General features: G+C 69.2%; 24 protein-coding genes and 3 tRNA genes. 3 read left to right on the top strand and 24 right to left on the bottom strand.

The genetic code is table 11. The annotated features are described in order from the left end of the window. Nucleotides 1–543: 543 nt before the first annotated feature. The 21 genes from ACSNOA_RS29125 to ACSNOA_RS29225 all read right to left on the bottom strand — a co-directional run bounded on the left by ACSNOA_RS29125 (nt 544) and on the right by ACSNOA_RS29225 (nt 21,183). Nucleotides 544–912 (bottom strand): hypothetical protein, encoded by a 369-nt coding sequence (locus ACSNOA_RS29125; protein WP_436662962.1) that lies wholly within the window; start codon nt 910–912, stop codon nt 544–546. Between the two features lie 8 nt (nt 913–920). After that, complete coding sequence (locus tag ACSNOA_RS29130) at nt 921–2,231, bottom strand: MFS transporter (RefSeq protein WP_436662963.1); 1,311 nt, start codon at nt 2,229–2,231, stop codon at nt 921–923. Beyond that, nucleotides 2,206–2,817, bottom strand: a complete 612-nt coding sequence (locus ACSNOA_RS29135; protein ID WP_436662964.1) for an ArsR/SmtB family transcription factor — start codon at nt 2,815–2,817, stop codon at nt 2,206–2,208. The genes ACSNOA_RS29130 and ACSNOA_RS29135 overlap by 26 nt, the downstream gene beginning before the upstream one ends. Nucleotides 2,818–2,930: 113 nt before the next feature. Next, nucleotides 2,931–6,818: a DNA-directed RNA polymerase subunit beta' gene (locus ACSNOA_RS29140; protein ID WP_436662965.1), complete on the bottom strand. Its 3,888-nt coding sequence runs from the start codon at nt 6,816–6,818 to the stop codon at nt 2,931–2,933. A 90-nt stretch (nt 6,819–6,908) separates the two neighbouring features. Then, nucleotides 6,909–10,340 (bottom strand): DNA-directed RNA polymerase subunit beta, encoded by a 3,432-nt coding sequence (gene rpoB / locus ACSNOA_RS29145; protein ID WP_436662966.1) that lies wholly within the window; start codon nt 10,338–10,340, stop codon nt 6,909–6,911. A 575-nt stretch (nt 10,341–10,915) separates the two neighbouring features. Then, complete coding sequence (gene rplL / locus ACSNOA_RS29150; protein ID WP_120780924.1) at nt 10,916–11,305, bottom strand: 50S ribosomal protein L7/L12; 390 nt, start codon at nt 11,303–11,305, stop codon at nt 10,916–10,918. A gap of 55 nt (nt 11,306–11,360) precedes the next feature. Then, complete coding sequence (gene rplJ, locus ACSNOA_RS29155) at nt 11,361–11,906, bottom strand: 50S ribosomal protein L10 (protein ID WP_436662967.1); 546 nt, start codon at nt 11,904–11,906, stop codon at nt 11,361–11,363. 306 nt (nt 11,907–12,212) lie between these two features. Beyond that, nucleotides 12,213–12,902, bottom strand: a complete 690-nt coding sequence (locus ACSNOA_RS29160; protein ID WP_436662968.1) for a hypothetical protein — start codon at nt 12,900–12,902, stop codon at nt 12,213–12,215. Continuing rightward, nucleotides 12,899–13,777: an ABC transporter ATP-binding protein gene (locus ACSNOA_RS29165; protein WP_436662969.1), complete on the bottom strand. Its 879-nt coding sequence runs from the start codon at nt 13,775–13,777 to the stop codon at nt 12,899–12,901. Before ACSNOA_RS29165 ends, ACSNOA_RS29160 begins: the two co-directional genes overlap by 4 nt. Before the next feature lie 76 nt (nt 13,778–13,853). After that, nucleotides 13,854–14,570 carry a 50S ribosomal protein L1 gene (gene rplA, locus ACSNOA_RS29170; RefSeq protein ID WP_436662970.1) on the bottom strand — a complete coding sequence of 239 codons (717 nt, stop codon included), beginning with the start codon at nt 14,568–14,570 and terminating at the stop codon, nt 13,854–13,856. 83 nt (nt 14,571–14,653) lie between these two features. Further along, nucleotides 14,654–15,085, bottom strand: coding sequence for a 50S ribosomal protein L11 (rplK, locus tag ACSNOA_RS29175; protein WP_436662971.1), 432 nt, complete (start codon nt 15,083–15,085; stop codon nt 14,654–14,656). A 185-nt stretch (nt 15,086–15,270) separates the two neighbouring features. Further along, nucleotides 15,271–15,993, bottom strand: coding sequence for a transcription termination/antitermination protein NusG (nusG, locus tag ACSNOA_RS29180; protein ID WP_436662972.1), 723 nt, complete (start codon nt 15,991–15,993; stop codon nt 15,271–15,273). 38 nt (nt 15,994–16,031) lie between these two features. Further along, nucleotides 16,032–16,424 (bottom strand): preprotein translocase subunit SecE, encoded by a 393-nt coding sequence (gene secE, locus ACSNOA_RS29185; RefSeq protein ID WP_436662973.1) that lies wholly within the window; start codon nt 16,422–16,424, stop codon nt 16,032–16,034. 212 nt (nt 16,425–16,636) lie between these two features. Continuing rightward, nucleotides 16,637–16,709: transfer RNA gene (locus ACSNOA_RS29190), tRNA-Trp, on the bottom strand. 129 nt (nt 16,710–16,838) lie between these two features. Continuing rightward, nucleotides 16,839–17,231: a MaoC family dehydratase gene (locus ACSNOA_RS29195; RefSeq protein WP_436662974.1), complete on the bottom strand. Its 393-nt coding sequence runs from the start codon at nt 17,229–17,231 to the stop codon at nt 16,839–16,841. 1 nt (nt 17,232) lies between these two features. Beyond that, nucleotides 17,233–17,679 (bottom strand): FAS1-like dehydratase domain-containing protein, encoded by a 447-nt coding sequence (locus ACSNOA_RS29200; protein ID WP_436662975.1) that lies wholly within the window; start codon nt 17,677–17,679, stop codon nt 17,233–17,235. Between the two features lie 127 nt (nt 17,680–17,806). Then, complete coding sequence (rpmG, locus tag ACSNOA_RS29205) at nt 17,807–17,974, bottom strand: 50S ribosomal protein L33 (protein ID WP_007073056.1); 168 nt, start codon at nt 17,972–17,974, stop codon at nt 17,807–17,809. A gap of 133 nt (nt 17,975–18,107) precedes the next feature. Continuing rightward, nucleotides 18,108–18,180, bottom strand: a tRNA-Met gene (locus tag ACSNOA_RS29210). Between the two features lie 24 nt (nt 18,181–18,204). Beyond that, a tRNA-Thr gene (locus tag ACSNOA_RS29215) sits at nt 18,205–18,277 on the bottom strand. 93 nt (nt 18,278–18,370) lie between these two features. Next, on the bottom strand, nt 18,371–20,899 hold the full coding sequence (locus ACSNOA_RS29220; RefSeq protein ID WP_436662976.1) for a putative bifunctional diguanylate cyclase/phosphodiesterase: 2,529 nt from the start codon (nt 20,897–20,899) through the stop codon (nt 18,371–18,373). Nucleotides 20,900–20,955: 56 nt separating this feature from the next. Continuing rightward, nucleotides 20,956–21,183: a hypothetical protein gene (locus ACSNOA_RS29225; protein ID WP_436662977.1), complete on the bottom strand. Its 228-nt coding sequence runs from the start codon at nt 21,181–21,183 to the stop codon at nt 20,956–20,958. A gap of 485 nt (nt 21,184–21,668) precedes the next feature. Between ACSNOA_RS29225 and ACSNOA_RS29230 the strand changes: the two genes are divergently transcribed. The 3 genes from ACSNOA_RS29230 to ACSNOA_RS29240 all read left to right on the top strand — a co-directional run bounded on the left by ACSNOA_RS29230 (nt 21,669) and on the right by ACSNOA_RS29240 (nt 23,412). Continuing rightward, complete coding sequence (locus ACSNOA_RS29230; RefSeq protein WP_436662978.1) at nt 21,669–22,049, top strand: VOC family protein; 381 nt, start codon at nt 21,669–21,671, stop codon at nt 22,047–22,049. A gap of 283 nt (nt 22,050–22,332) precedes the next feature. Then, the gene (locus tag ACSNOA_RS29235) at nt 22,333–22,632 is read left to right on the top strand and encodes a hypothetical protein (RefSeq protein WP_436662979.1); all 300 of its coding nucleotides are present in this window, start codon (nt 22,333–22,335) and stop codon (nt 22,630–22,632) included. Between the two features lie 36 nt (nt 22,633–22,668). Continuing rightward, nucleotides 22,669–23,412 (top strand): methyltransferase domain-containing protein, encoded by a 744-nt coding sequence (locus tag ACSNOA_RS29240; RefSeq protein ID WP_436662980.1) that lies wholly within the window; start codon nt 22,669–22,671, stop codon nt 23,410–23,412. Nucleotides 23,413–23,481: 69 nt separating this feature from the next. On the opposite strand, the gene ACSNOA_RS29245 is transcribed toward ACSNOA_RS29240, so the two are convergent. From ACSNOA_RS29245 to ACSNOA_RS29255, 3 genes are all read right to left on the bottom strand, one after another. Then, nucleotides 23,482–23,856 (bottom strand): hypothetical protein, encoded by a 375-nt coding sequence (locus ACSNOA_RS29245; RefSeq protein ID WP_436662981.1) that lies wholly within the window; start codon nt 23,854–23,856, stop codon nt 23,482–23,484. A gap of 95 nt (nt 23,857–23,951) precedes the next feature. Continuing rightward, nucleotides 23,952–24,311, bottom strand: coding sequence for a hypothetical protein (locus tag ACSNOA_RS29250; protein WP_436662982.1), 360 nt, complete (start codon nt 24,309–24,311; stop codon nt 23,952–23,954). A gap of 510 nt (nt 24,312–24,821) precedes the next feature. After that, complete coding sequence (locus tag ACSNOA_RS29255; RefSeq protein WP_436662983.1) at nt 24,822–26,483, bottom strand: hypothetical protein; 1,662 nt, start codon at nt 26,481–26,483, stop codon at nt 24,822–24,824. Nucleotides 26,484–26,844 lie beyond the last annotated feature (361 nt).

Below are 26,844 nucleotides of genomic sequence, written 5' to 3' on the forward strand. Positions count from 1 at the left end.
AGCCGCCGGGGCCGGGCGGCGTGCCCGGACCGGGTGACCCCGGCACCGCCCCGCCTTGCGGCGCGGGCGGCGGACCCCAACCCGGGGATCCGGGCGTACCCCAGGAGCCGTGCGGAGACCCGGCGTGCGGCCCCCACCCGCCGGAGCCCGGCGGCGCGCCCCACCCCGGTGACGCCGGGGCGGCCGGTGGCACTCCCCCACCCGGCGGGCCCGGCGGCACGGGCGGAGCGCCCCAACCCGGCGCGCCGGGAGGCCACGGTCCGGCCGGCGGCGCCTGGCCACCGACGGACGCGGCCGGCCCGCCCGCGGAAGAGTCGGGCCCGGCCGGTGGCCGCTCGCCCGGGCCGCTGATGTCGGTGTGCCCCGAGGCCTCGGCGTCGGGGAGATCGGAGGGCCGTGCGGGATCACCCGACGGGGGCCGCGCCGGTTCCGTCACGAGTGCCTCCTCCTCGACTGGAGCCGCCACCGCCGCGACGGACACCGGTCAGGCTACCGCCGGGAACCCCGCTGTCCGCGTCGGGCGCGGAGCGCTCCCCCGGCCGGTCAGTCGACCGTCGACGGGTAGTCGTGCCCGAACGGCGCGTCCGCCAGCCGGACCACCGCCACCACCACGGCGGCCACCACGGCGACCGCGACCAGCACGAGGCCCGTCCAGGCCAGCCGCTCCCCCCGCCGCAGCCAGGCCGCGCCGGTGAGGAAACCCCCCGAGGCGTACGCCTCCCGGCGAGCCTGCCGCGCGAGGTGCAACGCCACGGTGGCAGGCACCACCCCGCCGACGAAGAGACCGGTCAGCGCCGCCATCAGCCCGAGCGCGAACACGGCCCTGGCCTTGGTGGCACGGGCCGGGTCCGGGTCCAGCGGGTGGCGCGTCCCGTGGGGCGCGACGGGCACCTGCCCGGGTGCGGTCGTCATGCCCACCATCATGCCCCGATCCCGTCAGCCACTCCCGCCACTGACGAAGGTGCGCCGAGCGTGACGGCCGGGCCGGCGACAGCGATCGATCCGGGAGCCGGCTCGTCCACCGGGGACGGCGCGGCCACCCGGTCGGCCAGGAGCAGCAGCGCCGCGGCGGCGACCACGACGGCCGCCTCGGTTAGCAGCAGCACACGATAATCGAGCACCCCTATCAGGTACGCCCCGAGCCCGATCGAGGCGGTCTGCGGAACAGTCGTGGCCACCTCGAAGCCGGCGTACACCCGCCCCTGTAACCGGTCCGGAGCGCTGCGCTGCAGAAGGGTCAGCAGGGCGATCGCCATGACGGTCAGGCCGACGCCGGAGCTGACCCGGCCGATGAGCACAACGTCGAGCACGGACGTGACGGAGAGCGCGGCCCCCGCGGCCCAGCAGAGGAAGGCGGCTGCGGCCACCCGGATCTCACCGAAGCGGCGGACCGCCGCCGCGCTGGCGAGTCCGCCCAGCACCGCACCGAGGCCCTGCGCCGCTTGCAGTACGCCGAGGAACTCGGAGCTGCGGTGGAGACCGTGTTCCACGACGGCGTACCCCGTCGACTCGGCGAAGCCGAGCACCAGGGCGAGCACCGTGGTCGCGAGCACGACACGGCGAAGGAGCGGATGGCCGGCGAGGTGTCGGAAGCCTTCGGTCGCCTCGCCGGCCCAGTGCCGCAACACCCCGGCCGTACGCGCCCGGCGCTCCGGAGCGGGGTCGGGAACGCGCAGGCTGAGCACCAGCGCGGCGGCCCCGATGAAGGTCGCCATGTCCAGCAGGGCCACCGCCACCCCGCCGAACGCCGCGTACAGCCCAGCCCCGGCGAGCGGGGCGAGCAGGCGCAGGCTCTCCCGGATGGTGCGGAGCAGCGCGTTCGCGCTGGCCAGCAGATCGTCGGGGAGGAGGGTGACCAGCAGCGCGGACTGGGCAGGCGCGATGACCAGGTTGAGGCAGCCGTACAGGAACATCACCGCGTAGATCGTGCCGACCTGGCCCGGGCTGCGGACGGCCAACAGTGGCAGGAGAACGACAGCGCCGCCGAGGTTTGTGGCGACCAGCAACCGACGGCGGGGCAGCCGGTCAGCGAGCAGCCCGGCCAACGGCGCCAGCAGCGCGGGCAGGGCAAAGAAGAGGAACGTGAGGCCTGCCGCACCGTTACTCCCGGTCAAGTCCTTCACCCAGATCCCGCAGGCCAGCCACATGGAGCTGTCGCCGATTAACGAGAGGGTCTGGCCCGTGAGGTAGCGGCGGGCGCGCCGATCAGCGAGCAGGCGCCGCGTCGACATCCGGTGCCTCCGGCGCCTGGACGGGATAGCCGAAGAAGAGCAGCTCGACCGGAAGGGTCCCGGCCGGCCGGACTGCCGGGTCGGTGTGCCGCTGGTCGAACCGGGTGGCGAACGTGGCCACCAACTCCTGGTAGGCGCTCACGAACTCGGCCAGCTCCGACGCGGTGAGGTGCAAGAGGTGCTGCTGGCCACTGGACGCCTGTTGCCACTCACCGGAATAGGTGGGGACGTCGTCGAGGAAGCGGCGCAGCCGCTCAACGTAGCGGTCGAGCAACACGCGGTCGAGTGCCTGCGAGGCACGGGTCCAGGCGGGGTCCTCAGGACGGGCGGGCGCGGACCAGCCACGGCGCGTGAGCCGCCAGGGCCGAGCGCGACCCCGACCCCCACCCGCTTCCTCGACGAACCCGTAGCGGGCAAGCTGCCGGAGATGGAAGGAGCAGGTGGTGGCGCTCTCCCCGATCAACTCCCCGGCCTGGGTGGCGGTCAGCGGGCCGGCCCCGAGCACCTCCATGAGGGCCAGCCGTACCGGATGACTGAGCGCGCGCAGCTCCCTCGGGTCTGTGAGGGCTCGTGGTGGGTTCTCCATGACGTCGAGAGTAATCTCTCGAATGAGTTCTCTCGAGAACCTTCTCTTCAGATGGCGCACCCAGATGCGACGAGGCCCCCGGCGGGTGCCGGGGGCCTCGTCGTTCGTGCTGCTTAGCGGTACGACCCGAAGTCGAAGTCGTCCAGCGGCACCGCCTGGCCGCTGGCCGGCCCGAAGCCGTAGTCGGTCTCGGGGTAGCCGGTCATCGAGTAGACCTTGGCCTTCGCCTCCTCGGTCGGCTCGACCCGGACGTTGCGGTACTTGCTGATGCCCGTACCGGCCGGGATGAGCTTACCGATGATCACGTTCTCCTTGAGGCCGATCAGCGAGTCGCTGCGGGCGTGGATCGCCGCGTCCGTCAGCACCCGGGTGGTCTCCTGGAAGGAGGCCGCCGACAGCCAGGAGTCGGTGGCCAGCGAGGCCTTGGTGATACCCATCAGCACCGGGCGACCCGCCGCGGGCTCGCCGCCCTCGGAGACGAGCCGGCGGTTCTCCGACTCGAACAGGGCCCGGTCGACCAGCACGCCCGGCAGGAACTCGGTCGAGCCGGAGTCGATGACCGTCACCCGCTTGAGCATCTGGCGGATGATGATCTCGATGTGCTTGTCGTGGATGAGCACACCCTGCGAGCGGTAGACCTCCTGGACCTCCTGGGTCAGGTGGACCTGGACCGCCCGCGGGCCGAGGATGCGGAGCAGCTCGTGCGGGTCGATGGTGCCCTCGGTGAGCTTCTCGCCGACCTCGACGTGCTGGCCGTCCTGCGTCCGCAGCCGGACCCGCTTCGAGATCTTGTCGTAGACGATCTCGTCGCTGCCGTCGTCCGGCACCACGATGATCTTCCGCGACCGCTCGCCGTCCTCGATCCGCACCCGGCCGGGGGTGTCGGCGATGGGCGCCTTACCCTTCGGGACCCGGGCCTCGAAGATCTCCTGGACACGGGGCAGACCCTGGGTGATGTCCTCACCCGCGACACCACCGGTGTGGAAGGTACGCATCGTCAGCTGCGTACCCGGCTCACCGATCGACTGGGCGGCGATGATGCCGACCGCCTCGCCGACGTCCACGGTCTTGCCGGTCGGCAGCGAGCGGCCGTAGCACGCACCGCAGACGCCCAGCTTCGACTCGCAGGTGAGCACGCTGCGCACCCGCACCGTCTCCACCCCGGCCGCGACGATCTTGTCGACCAGGATCGAGTTGATGTCCTGACCCCGCTCGGCCACCACGGTGCCGTCCGGCCCCTTGATGTCGTCGGCCAGCGTCCGCGCGTGCACGCTGGTCTCGGCGTGCTCGTGGACGACCAGCTTGCCGTCGAGCCGCTCGCCGATCTGCATCGGGATGGCCCGGTCGGTGCCGCAGTCCTCCTCGCGGATGATGACGTCCTGCGAGACGTCCACCAGACGACGGGTCAGGTAACCCGAGTCGGCGGTCCGCAGCGCGGTGTCGGCGAGACCCTTACGGGCACCGTGCGTGGAGATGAAGTACTCCAGCACGGAGAGGCCCTCCCGGTAGCTGGCCTTGATCGGCCGCGGGATGATCTCGCCCTTCGGGTTGGCCACCAGACCACGGATCGCCGCGATCTGCCGGAGCTGGAGCAGGTTACCGCGAGCACCCGAGTTGATCATCTTCCACAGCGGGTTCTCCTGCGGCAGCGCGGTGTCCATCTCCTTGGCGACCTCGTTGGTCGCCTTGGTCCAGATCTCGATGAGCTCGCCGCGACGCTCCTCGGCGGTCATCAGACCACGCTGGTACTGCTTGTCGATCCGGTCGGCTTCCTTCTCGTACCGCTCCAGGATCTCCGCCTTGCGCGGCGGAGCGATGACGTCCTCCATGCCGATGGTCACGCCGGACCAGGTGGCCCAGTGGAACCCGGCCTCCTTGAGCCCGTCGAGGGTCGCGGCAAGCGCCACCTTCGGGAAGCGCTCGGCGAGGTCGTTGACGATCGCGGAGAGCTGGCCCTTGCGGATCTCGTAGTTCACGAAGCGGTAGCCCGGGGGCAGCGTCTCGTTGAACAGGACCCGGCCGAGCGTGGTCTCCACGGTCACCGTGTCGCCCTCGGCCCAGCCCTCCGGCGCGGCCCACGGCTCGGCGCCGGCACCGTTGTCGACCCCGACGATGCCGCGCAGCCGGATCTTCACCGGAGCCTGCAGGTGCAGCTCGCCGTTGTCGTACGCCATCCGCGCCTCGGCGTCCGAGCTGAACGCCCGACCGGCGCCCTTCTCGTCCGGGGTGAGGTGCGTCAGGTGGTAGAGGCCGATCACCATGTCCTGGGTGGGCATGGTGACGGGCTTGCCGTCGGCCGGCTTGAGGATGTTGTTCGACGACAGCATCAGGATCCGCGCCTCGGCCTGCGCCTCGGCGGACAGCGGCACGTGCACCGCCATCTGGTCACCGTCGAAGTCGGCGTTGAACGCGGTGCAGACCAGCGGGTGGATCTGGATGGCCTTGCCCTCGACCAGCTGCGGCTCGAACGCCTGGATACCCAGTCGGTGCAGGGTGGGCGCCCGGTTGAGCAGCACCGGGTGCTCGCCGATGACCTCTTCCAGCACGTCCCACACGACCGGCCGCTGCCGCTCGACCATCCGCTTGGCGGACTTGATGTTCTGTGCGTGGTTGAGGTCGACCAGCCGCTTCATGACGAACGGCTTGAACAGCTCCAGCGCCATCTGCTTGGGCAGGCCGCACTGGTGCAGCTTCAGCTTCGGGCCGACCACGATGACCGAACGGCCGGAGTAGTCGACGCGCTTGCCGAGCAGGTTCTGCCGGAAGCGACCCTGCTTGCCCTTGAGCATGTCGGACAGCGACTTCAGCGGGCGGTTACCCGGGCCGGTGACCGGCCGGCCGCGGCGGCCGTTGTCGAACAGCGCGTCGACGGCCTCCTGCAGCATCCGCTTCTCGTTGTTGACGATGATCTCGGGCGCGCCGAGGTCGATCAGCCGCTTGAGGCGGTTGTTCCGGTTGATCACGCGGCGGTACAGGTCGTTCAGGTCGGAGGTCGCGAAGCGGCCACCGTCCAGCTGCACCATCGGACGCAGGTCCGGCGGGATGACCGGCACGCAGTCGAGCACCATGCCGAGCGGCGAGTTGCGGGTGTTCTGGAACGCCGCCACGACCTTGAGCCGCTTGAGCGCCCGGATCTTCCGCTGGCCCTTGCCGGTGCGGATGGTCTCGCGGAGGCTCTCCGCCTCGGCGTCGAGGTCCATGTTCTGGACCAGCGCCTTGATCGCCTCGGCGCCCATGGCACCGGTGAAGTACTCGCCGAACCGGTCCCGCAGCTCGCGGTAGAGCAGCTCGTCGGTGACGAGCTGCTTCGGCTCGAGCTTGCGGAAGGTGTCGAGCACCTCGTCCAGGCGGTCGATCTCGCGCTGGGCCCGGTCGCGGATCTGGCGCATCTCGCGCTCTCCGCCCTCCTTGACCTTGCGCCGGACGTCCGCCTTGGCACCCTCGGCCTCCAGCTCGGCCAGGTCGGCCTCGAGCTTGGCGGCCCGCTTCTCGATCTCCGAGTCGCGGCTGTTCTCGGCCTGCCGCTTCTCGGCGAGAATCTCGTTCTCGATGGTCGAGAGGTCGCGGTGACGCGCCTCGGCGTCCACGCTCGTCACGACGTACGAGGCGAAGTAGATGATCTTCTCGAGGTCCTTCGGGGCGAGGTCCAGCAGGTAGCCCAGCCGGCTCGGCACGCCCTTGAAGTACCAGATGTGGGTCACCGGAGCGGCCAGCTCGATGTGGCCCATCCGCTCACGGCGGACCTTGGAACGGGTCACCTCGACGCCGCAGCGCTCACAGATGATGCCCTTGAACCGGACCCGCTTGTACTTGCCGCAGTAGCACTCCCAGTCCCGCTGGGGACCGAAGATCTTCTCGCAGAAGAGCCCGTCCTTCTCCGGCTTCAGGGTGCGGTAGTTGATCGTCTCCGGCTTCTTCACCTCGCCGTGCGACCACTGACGGATGTCGTCGGCGGTCGCCAGGCCGATCCGCAACTCGTCGAAAAAGTTGACGTCGAGCACGTTATATATCCCTCACACGTCGCTTTGTTGCGCCAGCAGCTCATCGGGGTCGGCCCCCGGGGGCGGTCGCCCGCCCCCGGAGGCTCGACGTCACACTTCCTCGACCGAGCTCGGCTCGCGCCGGGACAGGTCGATGCCCAGCTCCTCGGCGGCCCGGAACACCTCGTCGTCGGTCTCGCGCATCTCGAGGGCCACGCCGTCGCTGGAGAGCACCTCGACGTTGAGGCACAGCGACTGCAGCTCCTTGAGCAGCACCTTGAACGACTCCGGGATGCCCGGCTCCGGGATGTTCTCGCCCTTGACGATGGCCTCGTAGACCTTCACCCGGCCGAGAACGTCGTCGGACTTGATCGTCAGCAGCTCCTGCAGGGCGTACGCGGCGCCGTACGCCTGCATCGCCCAGCACTCCATCTCACCGAAGCGCTGGCCACCGAACTGCGCCTTACCACCCAGCGGCTGCTGCGTGATCATCGAGTACGGGCCGGTCGACCGCGCGTGGATCTTGTCGTCGACCAGGTGGTTGAGCTTCAGGATGTAGATGTAGCCGACCGCGATCGCGTCCGGCAGCGGCTCGCCCGAACGGCCGTCGAAGAGACGCGCCTTGCCGGTGCGCCCGATCAGCTGGTTGCCGTCCCGGTTGGGCAGGGTCGACTCGAGCAGACCGGCGATCTCCTCCTCGCGGGCACCGTCGAAGACCGGGGTGGCCACGTTGGTGTCCGGCTCGGACTCGTCAGCGCCGATCGCCCGGAGCTGCCGCTTCCACTCCTCGTCCTCGCCCTCGACCTTCCAGCCGGTCTTGGCCACCCAGCCGAGGTGTGTCTCCAGCACCTGGCCGATGTTCATCCGGCTCGGCACACCCAGCGGGTTGAGCACGATGTCGACCGGGGTGCCGTCCTCGAGGAACGGCATGTCCTCGATCGGGAGGATCTTGGAGATGACGCCCTTGTTGCCGTGGCGGCCGGCGAGCTTGTCGCCGTCCTGGATCTTCCGCTTCTGGGCGACGTAGACCCGGACCAGCTCGTTGACACCCGGCGGCAGCTCGTCGCCGTCCTCGCGGGAGAAGGTACGCACACCGATGACCGTGCCGGTCTCGCCGTGCGGCACCTTCAGCGAGGTGTCCCGGACCTCACGCGCCTTCTCGCCGAAGATCGCGCGGAGCAGCCGCTCCTCCGGGGTCAGCTCGGTCTCACCCTTCGGGGTGACCTTGCCGACCAGGATGTCGCCGGGGACGACCTCGGCGCCGATCCGGATGATGCCGCGCTCGTCGAGGTCGGCGAGCATCTCCTCGCTGACGTTCGGGATGTCGCGGGTGATCTCCTCCGGACCGAGCTTGGTGTCCCGGGCGTCGACCTCGTGCTCCTCGATGTGGATCGAGGTGAGCACGTCCTGCTGCACGAGGCGCTGCGACAGGATGATCGCGTCCTCGTAGTTGTGCCCCTCCCAGGTCATGAACGCCACGAGCAGGTTGCGCCCGAGCGCCATCTCGCCCTCGTCGGTGCACGGACCGTCGGCGATGACCTGGCCGGCCTCGACGCGGTCGCCCTCGAAGACCACCGGCTTCTGGTTGACGCAGGAGCCGGCGTTGGAGCGGCGGAACTTGTGCAGCAGGTACGTCCGGCGGTGGCCGTCGTCCTGGTGGACGGTGATGTAGTCGGCGCACAGGTCCTCGATGACACCGCCGACCTCGGCGACCACCACGTCACCGGCGTCGACGGCGGCCCGGTACTCCATGCCGGTGCCGACCAGCGGCGACTCGGCCTTGACCAGCGGCACCGCCTGGCGCTGCATGTTCGCGCCCATGAGCGCCCGGTTGGCGTCGTCGTGCTCGAGGAACGGGATCATCGCGGTCGCGACCGAGGTCATCTGCCGCGGCGACACGTCCATGTAGTCCACGGCCGCCGGCGGGACGTCCTCGGTCTCGCCGCCCTTACGGCGGACCAGGACGCGGTCCTCGGCGAACGAGCCGTCCGCCTTCAGCGGCGCGTTGGCCTGCGCCTTGACGTACCGGTCCTCCTCGTCCGCGGTCAGGTAGTCGATCTGGTCGGTGACCCGACCGTCGACGACCTTCCGGTACGGCGTCTCGATGAAGCCGAACGGGTTGACCCGGGCGAAGGTGGAGAGCGCGCCGATCAGACCGATGTTCGGGCCTTCCGGCGTCTCGATGGGGCACATCCGGCCGTAGTGGGACGGGTGCACGTCGCGGACCTCGAAGCCGGCCCGCTCCCGGGACAGACCACCCGGGCCGAGCGCGCTCAGCCGGCGCCGGTGGGTCAGGCCCGCCAGCGGGTTGGTCTGGTCCATGAACTGGGACAGCTGCGACGTACCGAAGAACTCCTTGATCGCCGCCACCACCGGGCGGATGTTGATCAGGGTCTGCGGCGTGATCGCCTCGACGTCCTGGGTGGTCATCCGCTCGCGGACGACCCGCTCCATGCGGGAGAGGCCGACCCGGACCTGGTTCTGGATCAGCTCGCCCACGGTGCGCAGGCGCCGGTTGCCGAAGTGGTCGATGTCGTCGGCCTCGTAGCCGTCCTCACCGGCGTGCAGCCGGCAGAGGTACTCCACGGTGGCGACGATGTCGTCCTCGGTGAGCGTGCCGGTGGTGATCGGCACCTCGATCTCGAGCTTCTTGTTGAACTTGTAGCGCCCGACCTTGGCCAGGTCGTACCGCTTCGGGTTGAAGAAGAGGTTGTCGAGCAGCGTCTGGGCGTTCTCGCGCGTCGGCGGCTCACCCGGGCGCAGCTTGCGGTAGATGTCGAGCAGGGCCTCGTCCTGGCCGGCGATGTGGTCCTTCTCGAGCGTGGTCATCATGAGCTCGGACCAGCCGAAACGCTCACGGATCTGCTCGTTGGACCATCCGATGGCCTTGAGCAGGACCGTGACGGCCTGCCGGCGCTTGCGGTCGATGCGGACGCCGACCGTGTCGCGCTTGTCGATGTCGAACTCCAGCCAGGCACCCCGGCTCGGGATGACCTTGACGCTGGAGAGGTCGCGGTCGGAGGTCTTGTCCGGCTGCTTGTCGAAGTACACGCCCGGGGACCGGACGAGCTGGCTCACCACGACACGCTCGGTGCCGTTGATGATGAACGTGCCCTTCGGCGTCATCATCGGGAAGTCACCCATGAACACCGTCTGGCTCTTGATCTCGCCGGTGGTGTTGTTGGTGAACTCCGCGGTCACGAAGAGCGGGGCGCAGTAGGTGAGGTCCTTCTCCTTGCACTCCTCGATCGAGGCCTTGACCTCGTCGAAGCGCGGGGACGAGAAGGAAAGCGACATGGTGCCGGAGAAGTCCTCAATGGGACTGATCTCGTCGAGGATCTCCGCGAGACCCGAGCGTGCGTGCGGGTCGTCCGCCGACCGGCCCTGCCAAGCCTCGTTGCCGACGAGCCAGTCGAAGGACTCGTTCTGGATGGCGAGGAGGTTGGGGACCTCGAGGTGTTCGGTGATCCTGCCGAAAGAAACTCGGCGGGGAGCGAAAGCGCTCGACGTACGACTGGTCTTCGCAGGGCGGGAAGCTGCCAAGATGCGTCCTTCCGAGGACCGGTGCTGCAGAACGGCTGGTACGCGTGCACTCCAATGACCCCACCAGAAATATCCGGAAACGGACATTTCCGAGCAGGGGTCTAGTCGGAAGGCAGCGCAAACTAGCAGTGTAGCCGAGAGGCTAACCGCTGTCCAGCCCACCCCGGCAGGTCGTCGCGGAACGTGCCGGGGACCCCGGAAAACCGGGTCAACCGGGCCGCTCGGAACGCAACGTTCCCGCCGGGCCGCTCGGGTGCCGCGGCCGATGGTGCCGCCGCTGCATTACCCGCCTGGTGGCCGTCGCAAGCGCGGAAGGTCTTGCTGGTGTCAGCGTGCCTGGCGGCCCGGGGCCACGTCAAGGGCCGCTCACCGGGTCGCCGCGTCTTTCCCGCCCACCCGGTGCGCGGCCGCGCCGCCGCCGGACCGGGCCGCCCACAGAGACGCCCTGCTCACGCGCGCTGCCGCCCGGCCCGCCAAGCAGGGCGGGCGGCGATCCGGAGTCGGATCGCCGCCCGCCGCGACGCGCTGTGTGCGCCGGCTCACGCGAGCCGGACACGCGCAGGTGGTGCGTCAGGTCACTTGAGGGTGACCTTGGCGCCCTCACCCTCGAGCTTGGCCTTGGCCTTGTCGGCGGTCTCCTTGTTGACCTTCTCGAGGACCGGCTTCGGCGCGCCCTCGACCAGGTCCTTGGCCTCCTTGAGGCCCAGGCCGGTCAGCTCACGCACGACCTTGATGACCTGGATCTTCTTGCCACCGTCGGCGTCGAGGATGACGTCGAACTCGTCCTTCTCCGGCTCGGCCTCGGCGGCGGCGCCGCCACCGGCCGGGGCACCCGCGGCCACGGCGACCGGGGCGGCCGCGGTGACGTCGAAGGTCTCCTCGAACTGCTTCACGAACTCGGAGAGCTCGATCAGCGTCATCTCCTTGAACGCGTCGAGCAGCTCGTCGGTGCTGAGCTTCGCCATGTCTGGCGTCCTTTCCTAAAAGATCTACCTAAGAACGTGGGTGCGCCGGGAGGCCTCAGGCCGCCTCGGCGCCTTCCTTCTCGCGCTTGTCCTGCAGGGCGGCCGCCAGACGCGCGGTCTGGGCGAGCGGGGCCTGGAACAGGGCCGCGGCCTTGCTCAGGCTGCCCTTCATGGCGCCGGCCATCTTGGCCAGCAGCACCTCACGGGACTCCAGGTCGGCGAGCTTCGTGACCTCGGCCGCGGAAATGGCCTTGCCCTCGAAGACACCGCCCTTGATGACGAGCTTCGGGTTGGCCTTCGCGAAGTCGCGAAGCCCCTTCGCCGCCTCGACGACGTCGCCCGAAACGAAAGTCAGCGCGGTAGGACCGGAGAACAGCTCGTCGAGGCCGGAGATGCCCGCGTCCGACGCGGCACGCTTGGCCAGCGTGTTCTTCGCGACGGTGTAGCTGGTCTCCTTGCCGAGCGAGCGTCGCAGCTGGGTGAGCTGGGAAACCGTCAGACCGCGGTACTCGGTCAGCACCGTGGCGCCCGCGTTGCGGAAGCTCTCGGTCAGCTCTGCGACGGCCGTGGCCTTGTCGGCCCGGATCGGCTTGTCCGCCATGTCCCTCCTCTCTCGTTGCTCGAGGCTGGTCGCCGTCGACAGCGGGCGCTGCGACGGCGGCTAGGAAGCGCGACAACGAGAAAAGCCCCGGCGCAGGGCGCACGGGGCGAGGGCCGGCATCGCGGGGCACGGTCGGCGGACCATGCTGCGCTGCCGATTTCGCTTACCGCCCTGCGCGGGTCGCCCGTCGTCGCGGGACCTTCGACCGTGCCGGGGCACGGTGACCAGCGGTCTCTGGGTGGAACTTCGCGACAAGACTACGTGACACGCGGCGTGAGCGGCAAATCGCCCCCCGCGTGGGCCGGCTCACGCCCGCGACCGGCGCCACCACAGGTAGCCGGCCAGCGCCACGGCGCTCCACACCGCCGCCCAGAGGGTGAGCAGCGTCACGGTCCCGGCGGCGGCGTCCCCGGCCGCGGTCCGGGCGGTCGCCATGATCGGCGGTGCCAGCCAGGGCGCCACCGAGCCGCTCAGACCGAGCACCACGGCGCCGACGCCGCCGAGGGCGAGCACCGCCACGCCGTACCCGGCGCTGCCCGTGCAGGCGCGGCTGGCCAGCGCCCCGAGCAGCACCCCCGGCGGTACGGCCAGCAGGTGCGCCCAGAGCCCCAGCGCGATGCCCACGGCGATCGACCGGTCGCCCGGCTCGACGGGGCCGGTGACCCCGCCCACGAGCCACGGGAAGACCAGCGCGACGGCGACCGTGCCGAGGGCCGCCACGGCGGCCGCGAGCAGGCCGGCGATCCGCTCGCGCCGGGCGCCCACCACCACCTGGGCGAGCCGGCGCTGCCCGTCCGGCTCGACGTCCAGCAGCAGCTTGGTCTGCCAGGCGAGCACCGGGAAGAGCACCACGGCCGACACGCCGTACGCCTCCGCCGGCTGAGCGCGGCCCCCGCCGTACAGGATGCCGAGGGCGACCAGGCCCGCGAGCACCGGCGCCAGCGCCCGCCCGGTCCGCAGGAAACCGGCCAGCCGCAGCCGGACCAGCGCGGTCACCGGTCCCCTCCGCTCGCCGGATCCGCCGACCCGCCGAGCCCGGCCGGGATCGACTCGGGTTCCTCGACGCCGGACCGTCCCCGGTGGTCGTCCGGGGACCCGCCCCGGTCGCCGGCTCCGGCCGCCACGATCGCTCCCTTCGGCCCGTCGGGGCGTACGCCCAGCACCCGGTGGCCGTCGGCCCGGAGCCGGGCGACGACGCCGCTGACCCGCGCGGCCGGCACCGCCACCTCGACCACCGCGTACGCCTCCTCCGCGGCCGGCTGCTCCTCGGTCACCGCGCCGTCGGCCACCGCCCAGCGACGCGCGCCGGGCAGCCGGACCGTCTCGCCGCGGTGGTCACTCACCAGCACCGACCCCCCGTCGGCGAGGACCTCGTCGATCAGCTCGGGAACCACCTCGCGGGCCGTGGCGTCCAGCCCCTCCCACGGCTCGTCGAGCACCAGCAGGCCGGGCCGGCGGAGCAGCGCCTGGGCCAGGCCCACCTTCTGGGCCGTGCCCTTCGACAGCTCCGGCAGCCGCACCCGCTGGAACCGGGCGAGGCCGAGACGCTCCGTCCAGGCGGCCACGGCCCGGCCCGCCTCCGCGGGGGCGAGCCCGGCCATCCGACCCATCGAGGTCAGGTAGTGCTCGACGGTGAACGGCTGGTCGGCCGGGAACCGCTCCGGAACCCAGCCCACCCGGGACGGACGGTCGGTGACCCGCCCGCGGACCGGCCGGAGCACTCCGGCCGCCACCTGGAGCAGGGTCGACTTGCCCACCCCGTTGCGGCCCAGTACGACAGCCGCCTCCCCCGCCTCGATCCGTACGTCGACGCTGCGCAGCACCCACGGCCCCCGCCGGCGGTACCGCAGCCAGACGTTCTCCAGCCGCATGCGCCGAGCCTGCCACACCGAGCACGCGAAAGGGCGCCCCCATCGTCGTGGCGGCGCCCTTTCGAGGGTCGGAGGCTCAGCTCTCGGCCGAACCCTCCTGGAGGTTCTTCACCAGGTTCGGGTCGACCGGGACGCCCGGGCCCATGGTGGTGGTGAGGGTGACCTTCTTGAGGTACTTGCCCTTGGCGGCGGACGGCTTGGCCCGCAGCACCTCGTCGAGCACCGCCACGTAGTTGTCGACCAGCTGGGTTTCGCTGAACGAGGCCTTGCCGATGATCAGGTGCAGGTTCGAGTGCTTGTCCACCCGGAAGGTGATCTTGCCGCCCTTGATGTCCTGCACCGCCTTGGCGACGTCCATGGTCACCGTGCCGGTCTTCGGGTTCGGCATGAGACCGCGCGGGCCCAGGATCCGCGCGATCCGGCCGATCTTGGCCATCTGGTCCGGCGTGGCGATCGCCGCGTCGAAGTCGAGCCAGCCCTCCTGGATACGGGCGACCAGCTCGTCGGTGCCCACCTCGTCCGCACCCGCCGCGGTGGCCTCCTCGGCCTTCGCGCCGGCGGCGAAGACGATCACGCGGGCGGTCTTACCGGTGCCGTGCGGCAGGTTGACCGTGCCGCGGACCATCTGGTCCGCCTTGCGGGGGTCGACGCCGAGGCGCATGGCGACCTCGACCGTGGCGTCGAACTTGACGGAGGTGGTCTCCTTGGCCAGCTTCACGGCCTCGGCGGGGGTGTAGAGCTTGGACCGGTCGATGACGTCGGCGGCCTTGCGGTAGCTCTTGCTGCGCTGCATGTTCTCGTTACTCCTGTGGTCTCTGGCGGGCCGCGGCGTCCGCGAGCCCTCCCACGATCCGTACGGGTCGGTGTCGGGCGCGATCAGTCGCTGACGGTGATGCCCATGGAGCGGGCGGTACCGGCGATGATCCGCTCGGCGTGGTCGAGGTCGTTGGCGTTCAGGTCGGCCATCTTCCGCTCGGCGATCTCACGCAGCTGGGCGCGGGACACCGAACCGACCTTCTGGCTCTGCGGGACGCCCGAGCCCTTCTGCACACCGGCGGCCTTGATCAGCAGCCGGGCGGCGGGCGGGGTCTTCAGCACGAAGGTGAAGGACCGGTCCTCGTACACGCTGATCTCGGCGGGGACGATGTCGCCCCGCTGCGACTCGGTCTGCGCGTTGTACGACTTGCAGAACTCCATGATGTTGACGCCGTGCTGACCGAGAGCGGGGCCGACCGGCGGCGCCGGGGTGGCCTGGCCCGCCGGCAGCTGAAGCGTGAACGTCTTGACGAGCTTCTTCTTCGGAGGCATGTCTCTTCCTGGGACTTGGAACGGAAATGGTGCTCACCGATCACCGCCTGCGGGCGCGCACGGTCAGCGCGGCGCGAGGCAGCGACGTTCAAGAGTAGCGCAGGCCGGACCAGGCCCGGCCGGCGAGGTCGCGGGGAACGGCCGCGCCGGCGGTGGGACGGACCCCACCGCCGGCGACCGGACGATCAGATCTTGGCGACCTGGTTGAAGTTCAGCTCGACCGGCGTCTCCCGACCGAAGATCGACACCAGCACCTTGAGCTTCTGCTGGTCGGCGTTGATCTCGCTGATCGTGGCCGGCAGCGAGGCGAAGGCGCCGTCGGTGACGGTGACGGAGTCGCCGACCTCGAAGTCGAGGACCTTGATCTCGGGCTTTGCCTTCTTCTGCTCGGTCTCCACCGCCGGGGCCAGCCACTTGAGCACCTCGTCGAGGGAGAGCGGCGCCGGCCGGTCCGCCCGGTCGGTCGCGCCCACGAAGCCGGTGACCCCGGGCGTGTTCCGCACGCAGGAGTAGGACTCGGCGGTCAGCTCCATGCGGACCAGGATGTAGCCCGGGAAGACCTTGGCCTGGACCTGCGACCGCTTCCCGTTCTTGACCTCGACCTCTTCCCGGGTCGGCACCTCGACCTGGTAGATGTAGTCCTCCATGTCGAGGCTCGTGATCCGGGTCTCGAGGTTGGTCTTGACCTTGTTCTCGTAGCCGGCGTAGGAGTGCACCACGTACCAGTCGCCCGGCGCGTAGCGCAGCTTCTGGCGCAGCTCGGCGACGGGGTCGAAGTCCTCGTCCGAGGCGGGCTCGGTGGTCGCGAATTCCGGCTCGCTGGCGGCCTCGACCGACTCGTCGTTCGCCGCCGTCGCCACCGTGGACTGCTCGTCCGCGGGGCCGGCGGTCTCGTCGTACTCAGGCACGCTCGCTCACTTCCGTCACTATCGGCTGGTACAGCCGGTCAGCTGGGGTTGCCGAAGACCCACAGCACGCCCTTGGCGAAGCCGTAGTCCAGGACACCCACGATCGTCAGCATCACCGCGACGAAGGTGATGACCACGGCCGTGTAGGTCAGCAACTCCTTGCGGGTCGGCCAGATGACCTTACGCAGTTCGGCAACGACCTCGCGGAAGAACCGGGCGATGCGGCCGAACAGGCCCACCCGGTCGGTCTCCGTCCGGGTCTTCGGCTTGTCGGCCGACTCGGCACGCGCGCGGGACCGCGTCGCGGTGCCGCCTCGGGAGACCGGCTCGTCCGCGCCGGTGGCGTCGTCGTCGTCGGCAACGTCGTCGACGATCTCGTCGTCCAGACGGTCGTCGCCGGCGTCCTCGCCGCGCCGCTTGTTGTCGGCCACTTCGCCCTCCGTCGCGGGATCTCGGGTTCGCACGTCGGGCGACGTGCGCGGCGTTGGTCACGCCGGCCGGACCAACCGTCCCGCGACGGGCCGCGGCCGGCGGATCGACCGGTGGCCCGATGCCTCGGAACCACCCCGCCGATGCCACCACCACGGGCCGGACGCCGCCGTCTTCGGCGGCGCGACCCACGGGAACGGTCAGGCCTGAGGCGCAGGGGTGACAGGACTTGAACCTGCAGCCTGCGGTTTTGGAGACCGCTGCTCTGCCAATTGAGCTACACCCCTGTGCGGCAACGCTCGCCCCACTCGACCACGCGCGGTCGAGCAGGGGTCACTTGCCCCACGGCGGACCAGTGTACGGGTAGGCACCCGACTTTCCCAACCGGTCCACCCATCGCGCGTCGGAGCCCCCGGTCAGCGGCCCGTCCGGACGGTGGCCCGGGCCTGGGAGAGCACCTTCTCCCCGAGGCAGGTGGCCGTGATGTCGAGCCGGGTGAGCCCGTCCTCCGTGACCTCCCGCACCACCGCCGTCACCTCGATCTCGGTGCCCTGGTCGTCGTCGGGCACCACGACCGGCCGGGTGAACCGGACCCCGTAGTCGACGACCGCGTCCGGCCCTCCGGCCCACTCCGTGACGGCGCGGCCGACCAGGGCCATCGTGAACATGCCGTGGGCGATCACCCCGGGCAGGCCCACCTTGGTGGCGATCCGGTCGCTCCAGTGGATCGGGTTGAAGTCGCCCGAGGCGCCGGCGTAGCGGACCAGGTCCGCGCGGGTCACCCGGAACGTCCTGGCTGGCAGCTCCATGTCAGGCCTCCCCACGTACGACGAGCTTGGACCAGACCGCGACCACCGGCTCGCCGGCGGCCGTGGTGATGTCGGTGCGGGTCGTGAGGAAGCCGTGCCCGCCCCGGCTGGTGATGTCCTCGATGGTGCTCACGCAGACCAGCTCGTCGCCGGCCACCACGGGCCGGGTGTACGCGAACCGCTGGTCGCCGTGCACCACGCGGCTGTAGTCGACGCCGAGGTCCGGGTCCTCGACGATCTGCCGGGTGGCGGCCATGGTCACCACGAAGGGGAAGGTCGGCGGGGCCACCACGTCCGGGTGCCCGAGCGCGCGGGCCGCCTCCGGGTCGTGGTGGGCCGGGTCGTCGGCGCCGATGGCGGTGGCGAACTCGCGGATCTTCTCTCGGCCCACCTGGTAGGGGGCGGTCGGCGGGTAGGTCCGGCCGACGTAGGACGGGTCCAGGGACATGCGGCGAACCTACACGGAAAGCACGAACGCCGATCCGGACGGTCGGCTGCGGCGGACGCCGCGCCGGCCGGTCGGATCGGCGTTCGGACGGAGCTTCGAGGATGGCCGGCGTCGAGCCGGCCGCAGGTCAGCGGGTCTCGCGGTGGACCGTGTGCCGACCGTCCCGGGGGCAGAACTTCTTCAGCTCGATGCGGTCCGGGTCGTTACGACGGTTCTTGCGCGTGATGTAGTTGCGCTCCTTGCACTCCACACACGCCAAAGTGATCTTCGGCCGGACATCGGTCGCCTTCGCCACGGCGGAGTGCCTTCCTCGCTAACGGATTACAACTACGGCGCATCAGCGTACGCGCTGATGGCGCGGACATGCAAAGTGGGCGCCTGTGGCGCCCCTCCCACTGACCACCGGGAACACGCCCGGAGGACGAGAGTAGCGGTGGCCGGACTTGAACCGGCGACACAGCGATTATGAGCCGCTTGCTCTGCCATCTGAGCTACACCGCCGCGGTGGGTCCAGCTGAACCCTAGAGCCCCCTTACGGAATCGAACCGTAGACCTTCTCCTTACCATGGAGACGCTCTGCCGACTGAGCTAAGGGGGCCTGCGCGATCTCCCCGTGGGGCGCGCAGAGGTAAGAGTACACGGCGCCGGGCCGCAGGTGAAATCGGATCCCCTGCAGGAGAATCTGCCCAGGTCAGGGCACGACACGCAGGCGCGGAAGCTCCGCTCCGGAGATCGACTCCGGGTCCACCTGGGCGCCGAACCACGCCTCCAGCCGCTCGTACGGCAGAGGCCGGCTGAAGAGGAAGCCCTGCCCGATCTCGCACCCGATGTCCTGCAGCAGCTCGAGGGTCAGCTCGCTCTCCACGCCCTCGGCGACCACGGCCAGACCGAACTGCTGGGAGAGGGTCACCACCGCGTTGACGATGGCCAGGTCACCCGGGTCGGTCGCCATCCCCTGGACGAAGGACCGGTCGACCTTGACCTCGTGCACCGGCAGCCGGCGCAGGTGGGCCAACGACGAGTCACCGGTGCCGAAGTCGTCGACCGACAGCCGTACGCCCAGGTCGCGCAGCCGGCGCAGGGTCGGGATCGGGCGGTCCGTGCCGTCGAGCACACCGGCCTCGGTGACCTCCAGGGTGAGCCGCTGCGCCGGCACCCCGTACTCGGTGAGCAGGTCCTTCACCCGGTCCGGGAAGTGCTCGTCGATGAGCGTACGCGGAGAGAGGTTGACGGCCACGGAGAGCGGCTGGTCGGCCTGCGCCCAGTCCCGGCTGCGCCGCAGCCCCTCGCGGAGCACGATCTCGGTGAGCCGGTCGAGCTGGCCGGTGTGCTCGGCCACCGCCACGAAGTCCTCCGGGGCCACCGTGCCGTGCGTCGGGTGCTCCCAGCGGGCCAGGCACTCGACGCCGATCAGCCGCCGGTCCCGCAGGGTGACCTTGGGTTGGAAGAAGACCCTCAGCTCGCCGTCGTCCAACGCCCGGCGCAGGTCGCCGGCGAGGCCCAGCCGGCGCAGCGAACGGGACTCCAGACCCGGGTTGAACAGTTGCACGCTGCCCGGGACGGACTTGGCCGCGGTGGCGGCGAGGTCGACGCGTTGCAGCAGCGTGGCCGGGTCGCTCCCGTGATCCGGGTGTACGGCGACGCCGACCGCCGTGTCGACGTCCAGGGTGAGCGTGTCGAAGATCATCTCGTCGCGGATCTGCTCGCGGAGCTGGGCCGCGAGGTGCAGGGCCGCCTCGGCGCTCTCCAGCCGCATCGTGACCAGGAACTCGTCGCCGCCCGCCCGGCCGACCAGGGCCGAGGACGGCGCCGACGCGCGTAGCCGGTCGGCCACCTCGGCGAGAACCTTGTCGCCGGCCGCGTGGCCCAGCGACTCGTTGACCTGGCGCAGCCCGTCCACGTCGAACAGGAGCAGGGCCACCACCTCGCCCGGCGCCCGGATCTTGACCGACTCGCCGAGGGCGCTGGTGATGCGCCGGCGGTTGGGCAGCTTGGTGAGGGTGTCGTGGTACGCGTCGTGCCGCAGCCGGTCGACGAGCCGGGAGTTCTCCAGCGCGACAGCGGCGTGCGCCGCCACCGTCTCGAAGATGGGTATGTCGCTGTCGGTGAAGTGGCCGACGTCGCTGAGGCGGTTGGCGACCTCGAGGGTGCCGATGACGGCCTGGCCCGACCGGAGCGGCACCACGATGACGTCTTTGATCTTGCCGTTCGCGAGCGCGCGCCGCTCGGTCGTTTCCCGGTCGAAGGCGCGACCCACCGCGACGGTCTGCCCCTGTTCGGCGGCCCGCTCCCGGAACACGGCCGGTGTGGGCACCACGTCGAGCAGACCCGGGTCGTCGACCCGCGCGGTGAGTAACACCTCGGGATGGCGGCCCTGGGCGGGCAGCCAGAGCGTCGCGTACTCCGCCTGCATCAGGGCCCGGACCCGGTCCAGGAGGGCGTCGACGAGCGTGCCGTCCTGGCCTCGCTCCGCGATCGCCCGGGTGAGGTCGTACATCTCGGCGAGCGTGCGGTGCTGGCGGAAGAACTGGGCATAGGACCGGTAGACCAGCATGAGGGCCGTCCCGAGCGCGGCCAGCAGCACGAGGGACCACCACGTGACGTCGACCGCGATCAGGATGATCAAGCCCATCGCGACGTTGATCGCGGGGGTCAGCAGCGCTGGCGGAAAGGTACGCAGGGCGTCACGGCCCGCCTGCCAGCCCTGCAGCAGCGTGTGCACACCGACGACGGCCGCGAGGCTGACGAGGATCACCGCCGCGACGGCGGCGAAGAGGGTGAGCCAGGTGGCGGGACCCACCCCGTCCACCGGCGGCAGGGCCTGGAGGACGAGAACCGCGAGCGAGGTCCCGGCGGCCGCCTTCGCGACGTTGAACCAGAACTTGGCCGGTGCGAAGCGGTGCCGGGTCTGCGTGAGCATCGACGCCGCCGTGTAGATCACCACGACGGTGAGCGGAGGCAGCAGGAACAGCGCGAGAACCAGGGGTATCTCGGTCAGGGTGATGCCGAACGACTGCCGCCGGACGACGAAGTTCAGGACCGGTATCCCACCGGCGATCATGACGACGAGCAACGCCGCCGCCAGAAGCCACTCGCCGAACGGCTCGTCGGCGACCAGCCCGGTTATCGTCGAGCAGATGATCGCGAGAAGGACCAGTGGCCCGGTGATCAACCAGGCATGGTCCGTCGACCGGCGTCGCGAGCGATCGCGCTGCGGCATGCCGCTCCCTACGGCTCGGACGGTCTCCGTGCGGCGCCGATGAGCAGTGGCAGCCGTCAGAGGCCGTTGTCGGTGGCGGGACGCTCCCCGACCACCGTCCAGATGATGTCGGCGGCCTGGTAGTCCACGGTGGAACGATCCGCGCCGAAGGTCCAGATGATGTCAGCGTTGTGGAATTCGCCCTCGATGCCGGAGTCGTGCGAACCGGCGTGGAGCCCGATGGTTGCAGCGGCGGCAAGCAGGAGGAGCGACCCGGACAGTCGGCCCAGCTTTCGACCAGACATGTTTGCTCCTGTCGGGGAAGTGTTGCGGGGTGGTAGAGGTTCCACGATCGTGCCACACCCCGGAGCGCACAGAAAAGCGGTGAGGCCACGCCCGAGCCGGGCGTCGGCGAGGTCGCGCCGTTCGGACAACCCCGCCGAACCGAGCCGTGCCAGATCAAGGCACCGACCACGACATGAGAGCGTTTCGCCTGACGCTTGATACGACCTTCAGTACATTTCGCCTCGCCGGTTCGGACGGCCCCCGATCCCACACCGCTTGATGACTGTGTGTCACGCCGACCGCCGGCGTGGTCTCGGCGGTCGCGAGTCGAACATCGACCACCATACCTGCCCCGTGCGACATCGCCAGGGCAACACGGAGTGATCAGTCATACCACTTACGACTGCCGCCGACCGGATGGTCGATCTGGGCCGTACGGATGACGGCCTCCGCATCGGGCCGATACGAGTTGACCTCGTCGCCGGGCAGGTACGAGGCTCACCGGATGGGGACTGTCATCCGCAACTTCGCATTCGACTGCGCCGACCCGTACGAGCTGGCGCACTTCTGGGCCAAGGTCTTCGACTGCCCGGTCGACCCCGACTCCAGGCCGGGCGACGAGGAGGTGGCCATCGAGCCGCCGACCGGTGCGAGGCTCTACTTCCAGCGAGTGCCGGAGCCGAAGAGCGTCAAGAACCGTACGCACATCTGCCTGGAGCCCGAGGTACTCCGCGATCAGGAGGTCGAGCGCATCCGCGCCCTCGGCGCCACCGTGGTCGCCGACCGGCGCGAGCCGGACGGCAGCGGCTGGGTGGTGTTGGCCGACCCGGAGGGCAACGAGTTCTGCGTGGTCCGCAGCGACGCCGAGCGCCACACCACCTCGTAGACCAGGTCGCAGCGGAGAAGATACGGCCCTTGACTCGCGCTTCCGTAGATCAAGGGCGTTCGGGTGGATGGGGACGGCCGGAGGCTTGCCGGTGGTTGGCACGATGCGATGTGGTGCCGAAACCACGAAGCGTGATTGCAGCGGCCTCCCCGTTCTCCCTCTGGAGGTGCCCATGGCTGCGACAGTAGGCGGGGTCCTCGCCGTGTTCGTTGCTGCGGCAGCGTTCGTGTACCTGGGCAGGAACGGCACGAGCCCCCGTGTCGTCGGTCGAGTGTGGAGGTTGATGGCCTTCGCCGTCACGCTGGGGATCGTCGTCGCGTTGCTGCCGTTCACGGTCGAGGACAGCGGCGCTGCCGCCACCTATCTGCTGGGCGTGCCGGTGGTGGCCGCCGCAGGCGCCCTTGTCGCAGATTTCGCCGGCCGCGCCGTGGGGATCACGACTGTGGTCGCGGCGCTGGCAATGCTGGTATGGGGACTCCTCCTTGCTCTGGGTATCGGACTGTGGTTCGTCCCTCCGGCCCTGCTACTGGGGACAGCCGTAATAGTCACCATGCCGTCGCGCCGCGCGGCGCCGGAGCGGTGAGCCGCCAAAGCGAACGGAGCCTGCCAGGCTGGCGGCATGTCTTCTGACCTTGAGCGCTCGCCCGGGCCCGCCGGCAAGCCTGTGGCCAACGACTACGACAGCTTCGCCGAGGCGTACGCGGTCGAGACCGAATCCAACCTCATCAACGGCTACTACACCCGTCCCGCGATGCTGGACCTGGCCGGAGACGTGGCCGGGCGGCGGATCCTCGACGTCGGCTGCGGAGCCGGCCCCCTGCTCGCGGCACTGCGCGACCGCGGCGCCACCGTGACCGGCGTCGACCCCAGTGCCAAGATGCTGGACCTCGCCCGCCAGCGGCTCGGCGGTGACGCGGCCCTGCATCAGGGTGGTTTGGGCGGCGATCCCCTGCCGTTCCCCGACGACGCCTTCGATGACGTCGTCGCCTGCCTGGTCCTTCACTACCTCGAGGACTGGAAGGGGCCACTCGCCGAGTTGCGGCGCGTGCTCGTACCCGGCGGCCGACTCATCGTGGCCGTCAACCACCCCTTCGTCTACCACCTGATCCGGCCCGAAGGCGACTACTTCGCGACCGAACAGTGGTCCGAGGACTACGTTTTCAACGGCCAGCCCGCCGTGCTGACGTACTGGCACCGACCACTGCACGCGATAACCAACGAGTTCATCGCAGCTGGCTTCCGGATCGCCGCCGTGAGCGAACCACCTCCCGCGCCCGGTGCCCGCGAGGCGTTCCCCGACCTCGTGACCTCCCCCTCGGGGCACATCCTGTGCTTCCTGTTCTTCGTCCTCGAGGCCGTCTAGCGCGACGGCGCGCGGCGCGTGGGCTGGTACATCCCAGCACGATAGACACGCCGTGAGTCAGTCGGCGGGCTACATCGGTCGCCGGAACACCCGCCGCCCGGCTTGGTGCCGTTGGTCGAGGTTGATGCACGCAACGACAGCAGGCTTTCCCGCCGACAGGAAGAGTTGAAAGTAGTAAGAAGGGTCGGCGAGCCAGACGGCTCCGACCTGCAACGGCTCCTCGCCCGATGCGTACAGCGCCTCGACGGCCTGAGCGAAGCCAAGGGTCGGAATGTCCCGCTTCCGCGTGTGGACCTCCCGTCGGCGATAGATCGCCGCGAAATGGCTCGCCGGCAGCGGACTGTCGGAGATGTCGAAGGACGCGCCGCTCGCCAGGGCGCTCCGGCATGCCTCGTACACGTCACCCTGCCGACAGAGCAGAGCGGTCAACTGGACACGGTCCACCCCGTGACCGTACAAGCCCAGCGGCAGTCCAGGCAGAGTTGGAGAGGAGCGGACCGTCACCATCTGCCTACAGGCGCAGATGCTCAATCGACCCGTCACCTGAGCATGTCAACCTCGCCGGTATCCGGGTCAACCGCCACGCTGAGCTTGAAGTGCCCCCGGGCCCTGGTCTCGCCCTGAGCAAGGAAGTCGACGACAAGGTAGCGCTTGCTGCCCCGGAGTCCCCGTACCTGCGCTTCGTACGGCTCGGAGATCCACCAGTCGTCAACTTGGAACCCGCCTCGGGGCTTGCCGGCGCGCATCCGCCTGGTGAACTCAGCGGTAGCCAGTTCCCGAACCTCATCCTGATTCACGGCCCCAGTATCAATCGACTCATCCGAGGGCGTCGCCGATCTTGTCGTTCGCCCGCGGAGCACCTTCTCGACGCCGGAGAGGGACACACGGAGGTACGCCATGTCGAGTTCCGACTGCCGCGCCAGTCCAACACCGGGACTGGCTTGCCCACGGCTTACCTTCCGCGGCCGGGCCACGTCCCACCGCGAAGCCCTCAGCCTGCCGCTACGCCCACGGACCGAGCCAGGCCCTGTTTTTCAGTTCCACGAACCCCAGCGTTCGTGGCCCGAGAGAGCCCTCGGGGGACGAGATCGACCCGCCCACGATCTGCCCACAACCAGTCGTCAACGGCTGGACCCAGCCGGACTATGCCAGACCAACGAGAACGACCCCCGATCAGCATCTCTGCTGGTCAGGGGCCGTTTTCGCACCTGGTGGCGGGTAGAGGATTCGAACCTCTGTAGCTTTCGCGACGGATTTACAGAGCGCCAAGCGCGAGCCCCTGACCAGCAAAAACATCGCCCGCCGACACTACGGCAACACGGATGCGACACGAAGTCGAGGTCTCGCCTCTAGATCGCTAGATCAACGTCACCGGCACTCTAATGCCTGGGCGGCGAGACTTGCCGGTCTCACATCCCCACCTCCGGGTCACCGATCAGGACCGCTGGTCTGAAAGGAACGGGAGGCTCACCGAACAGCTTACGAAGCTGAGCCCTTCTGAATGCAGGCCCCGATCGGTCCTTCTTTATGATGTCCGCCCGGCGAAGCGTCCACGCGAAATCCAAGAATCTTTGGTATTCGCGGTCCCTGCCAGGCTCGTCAACGTCAAACCAACTGACGATCTCTCCCATCGACCTAGCGAGCACCGCAGAGTGACGTCCGATTACGGCTACCGCCTCCTTGGCAAGAATGAGCGACATCCACGACAAGGCATGGCCTCTACCAGTATGCAGATAGTCCTCAATTCGAGACTCAGGGTGCTGAAGTTCCGCAAGCAAATCGCGTGCGCCAGACCAACTACCGTCGGCTCTTAAGTGCGCCATCTCGCCTAACGCACGGTTCAATGCCGCCAGACGGCGAAGACCCGCTGCTTCAAGCCAATCGCGCGGCATCGTTGCTGGCGAGGCCTCTAGACGGCGGGCCTTCTCAGGCTTCGTCCTCCAAGTTCGCACCCGCGCAACCTGCTCCAAGACCGTGCGAAGCATAGACATCGCACGGTCGTCATCTTCGAGCCATAGCCAAAATCCCGACCGCAGCGCCGAGGCCGAAATGGCAAGTCCGTCAGCAATCTCGCCTTGCTCCCAGCGACTTGCAAGTGCGGCGATCTCGGATGACAGGATGTAGTGGTTTTCACGGAACAAGAGATAGTCGAAGTCTAGGCGACCCACCTTCTCCTTCTCCTGGCTGAAAGCCCGGAGCGCGCCTGCAATTGCTCGCGCTCGGAACTCAAGGAAGCATATATCTAGCATCTCGTCATCTCGATACACCCTCCCCGCCGGCCTTTCACCCTTCAAGATTCGCTCAAAGACGGAGTGCACCGCCAGCGAGTCGGCCACCACCACGGGGTTTAAGCCAGTTTGCGGCGTAAGGGGATACAACATTTGCGATGGCGGCGGCTTCGACCCGGCAGGCGTGGCATTTGGCAATTGCCAAACCATCGACTCCATTTCCGCGCGGCCGGACTCGACAGCGTAGGTTCCTACGCACGCGCGGAGACGCTCAACAACAAGCGCCATGCCTTCCGCGATCAAGCGATAGGCGGAGCGGACTTCGGAATCGCCCATCCTACCCGGCGCGAGCAGTTCTACTGCGTCCCACGCTACCGCTTCTCGGTATAGCCGACCATGCAGAAATTCGCTTAGATCGGAGAACACTCGCCCAGGCGATCGAGTCGAGACGAAGGCAGGATAACGCCCGTTTGGCGTCTCGGCAGGCATCCTCCACGACTGCTTGGGAGCAACAGACCAAACGCGCTCGATGAAATCCGCACGATCCTCACCAGGCCTGTGGAAGGTCCCAGAGTTATAGGCAAGATTTTCCGTCCACCGCTCCAACTGCTGCCGGATGACCATGCCGGCTCCCAGTAGCTGGCCGACATAGGCAAGCCGAGCCGTCGCCATGACACTGTCGACACCCCAGGCGATTTGCTCAAGCCACGAACCGCCTCCGTGAGCTGGCATCCGTTCGGCCGAGCCACCGAGCATTCTTATCGCGATTCTTAGATGGATTGTCGGGCCCAGGGCAGCTCGGATAACGACAAAGCCCGCTGAATCGAGCCTCGGCAGCGTCATCATCCGATGGTTGTGGCGAGCAACGAGAGCTACCTTAGCCTCGGTGGCATTAGGTAGCGCTTCGTAGGCTTCAACAGTTGGAGGGGTCCGCCGACCCCTTTCATCCGCCCGCAACGCTGCGAGTATTTCTCGGTGTTGCTGGCGATGCTCTCTGCTTTGCGCCTTCCTGCGACTCGCTCGCCCCACAGCCATACCCTCCTGCCCGGTTCCGCTGCCACTATCCGCTGTCAGCTCAGACGGCACAAGGCGTTTCGGAAGCGAAGGCCCTACCGCACGGCCATTGCGGCATGGGACCTAGTGGGTCTAGTCACAACGTTCAGTCCGGCCGGTTTGTGGCGTAGACCAGTAAGGGCGTGCCGGC

It is taken from the genome of Micromonospora sp. URMC 103 (genome assembly GCF_051386435.1).
GTDB lineage: Bacteria > Actinomycetota > Actinomycetes > Mycobacteriales > Micromonosporaceae > Micromonospora.

Bases quoted from the DNA above. Each gene is read 5' to 3' on its own strand.
- ACSNOA_RS29125 (WP_436662962.1), bottom strand. From the start codon at position 912: ATGACGACCGCACCCGGGCAGGTGCCCGTCGCGCCCCACGGGACGCGC.
- ACSNOA_RS29130 (WP_436662963.1), bottom strand. From the start codon at position 2,231: ATGTCGACGCGGCGCCTGCTCGCTGATCGGCGCGCCCGCCGCTACCTC.
- ACSNOA_RS29135 (WP_436662964.1), bottom strand. From the start codon at position 2,817: ATGGAGAACCCACCACGAGCCCTCACAGACCCGAGGGAGCTGCGCGCG.
- rplL (WP_120780924.1), bottom strand. From the start codon at position 11,305: ATGGCGAAGCTCAGCACCGACGAGCTGCTCGACGCGTTCAAGGAGATG.
- rplJ (WP_436662967.1), bottom strand. From the start codon at position 11,906: ATGGCGGACAAGCCGATCCGGGCCGACAAGGCCACGGCCGTCGCAGAG.
- ACSNOA_RS29165 (WP_436662969.1), bottom strand. From the start codon at position 13,777: ATGCGGCTGGAGAACGTCTGGCTGCGGTACCGCCGGCGGGGGCCGTGG.
- rplA (WP_436662970.1), bottom strand. From the start codon at position 14,570: ATGCAGCGCAGCAAGAGCTACCGCAAGGCCGCCGACGTCATCGACCGG.
- rplK (WP_436662971.1), bottom strand. From the start codon at position 15,085: ATGCCTCCGAAGAAGAAGCTCGTCAAGACGTTCACGCTTCAGCTGCCG.
- ACSNOA_RS29195 (WP_436662974.1), bottom strand. From the start codon at position 17,231: ATGGAGCTGCCAGCCAGGACGTTCCGGGTGACCCGCGCGGACCTGGTC.
- ACSNOA_RS29200 (WP_436662975.1), bottom strand. From the start codon at position 17,679: ATGTCCCTGGACCCGTCCTACGTCGGCCGGACCTACCCGCCGACCGCC.
- ACSNOA_RS29220 (WP_436662976.1), bottom strand. From the start codon at position 20,899: ATGCCGCAGCGCGATCGCTCGCGACGCCGGTCGACGGACCATGCCTGG.
- ACSNOA_RS29225 (WP_436662977.1), bottom strand. From the start codon at position 21,183: ATGTCTGGTCGAAAGCTGGGCCGACTGTCCGGGTCGCTCCTCCTGCTT.
- ACSNOA_RS29230 (WP_436662978.1), top strand. From the start codon at position 21,669: ATGGGGACTGTCATCCGCAACTTCGCATTCGACTGCGCCGACCCGTAC.
- ACSNOA_RS29235 (WP_436662979.1), top strand. From the start codon at position 22,333: ATGGCCTTCGCCGTCACGCTGGGGATCGTCGTCGCGTTGCTGCCGTTC.
- ACSNOA_RS29240 (WP_436662980.1), top strand. From the start codon at position 22,669: ATGTCTTCTGACCTTGAGCGCTCGCCCGGGCCCGCCGGCAAGCCTGTG.
- ACSNOA_RS29250 (WP_436662982.1), bottom strand. From the start codon at position 24,311: ATGGCGTACCTCCGTGTGTCCCTCTCCGGCGTCGAGAAGGTGCTCCGC.
- ACSNOA_RS29255 (WP_436662983.1), bottom strand. From the start codon at position 26,483: ATGACGCTGCCGAGGCTCGATTCAGCGGGCTTTGTCGTTATCCGAGCT.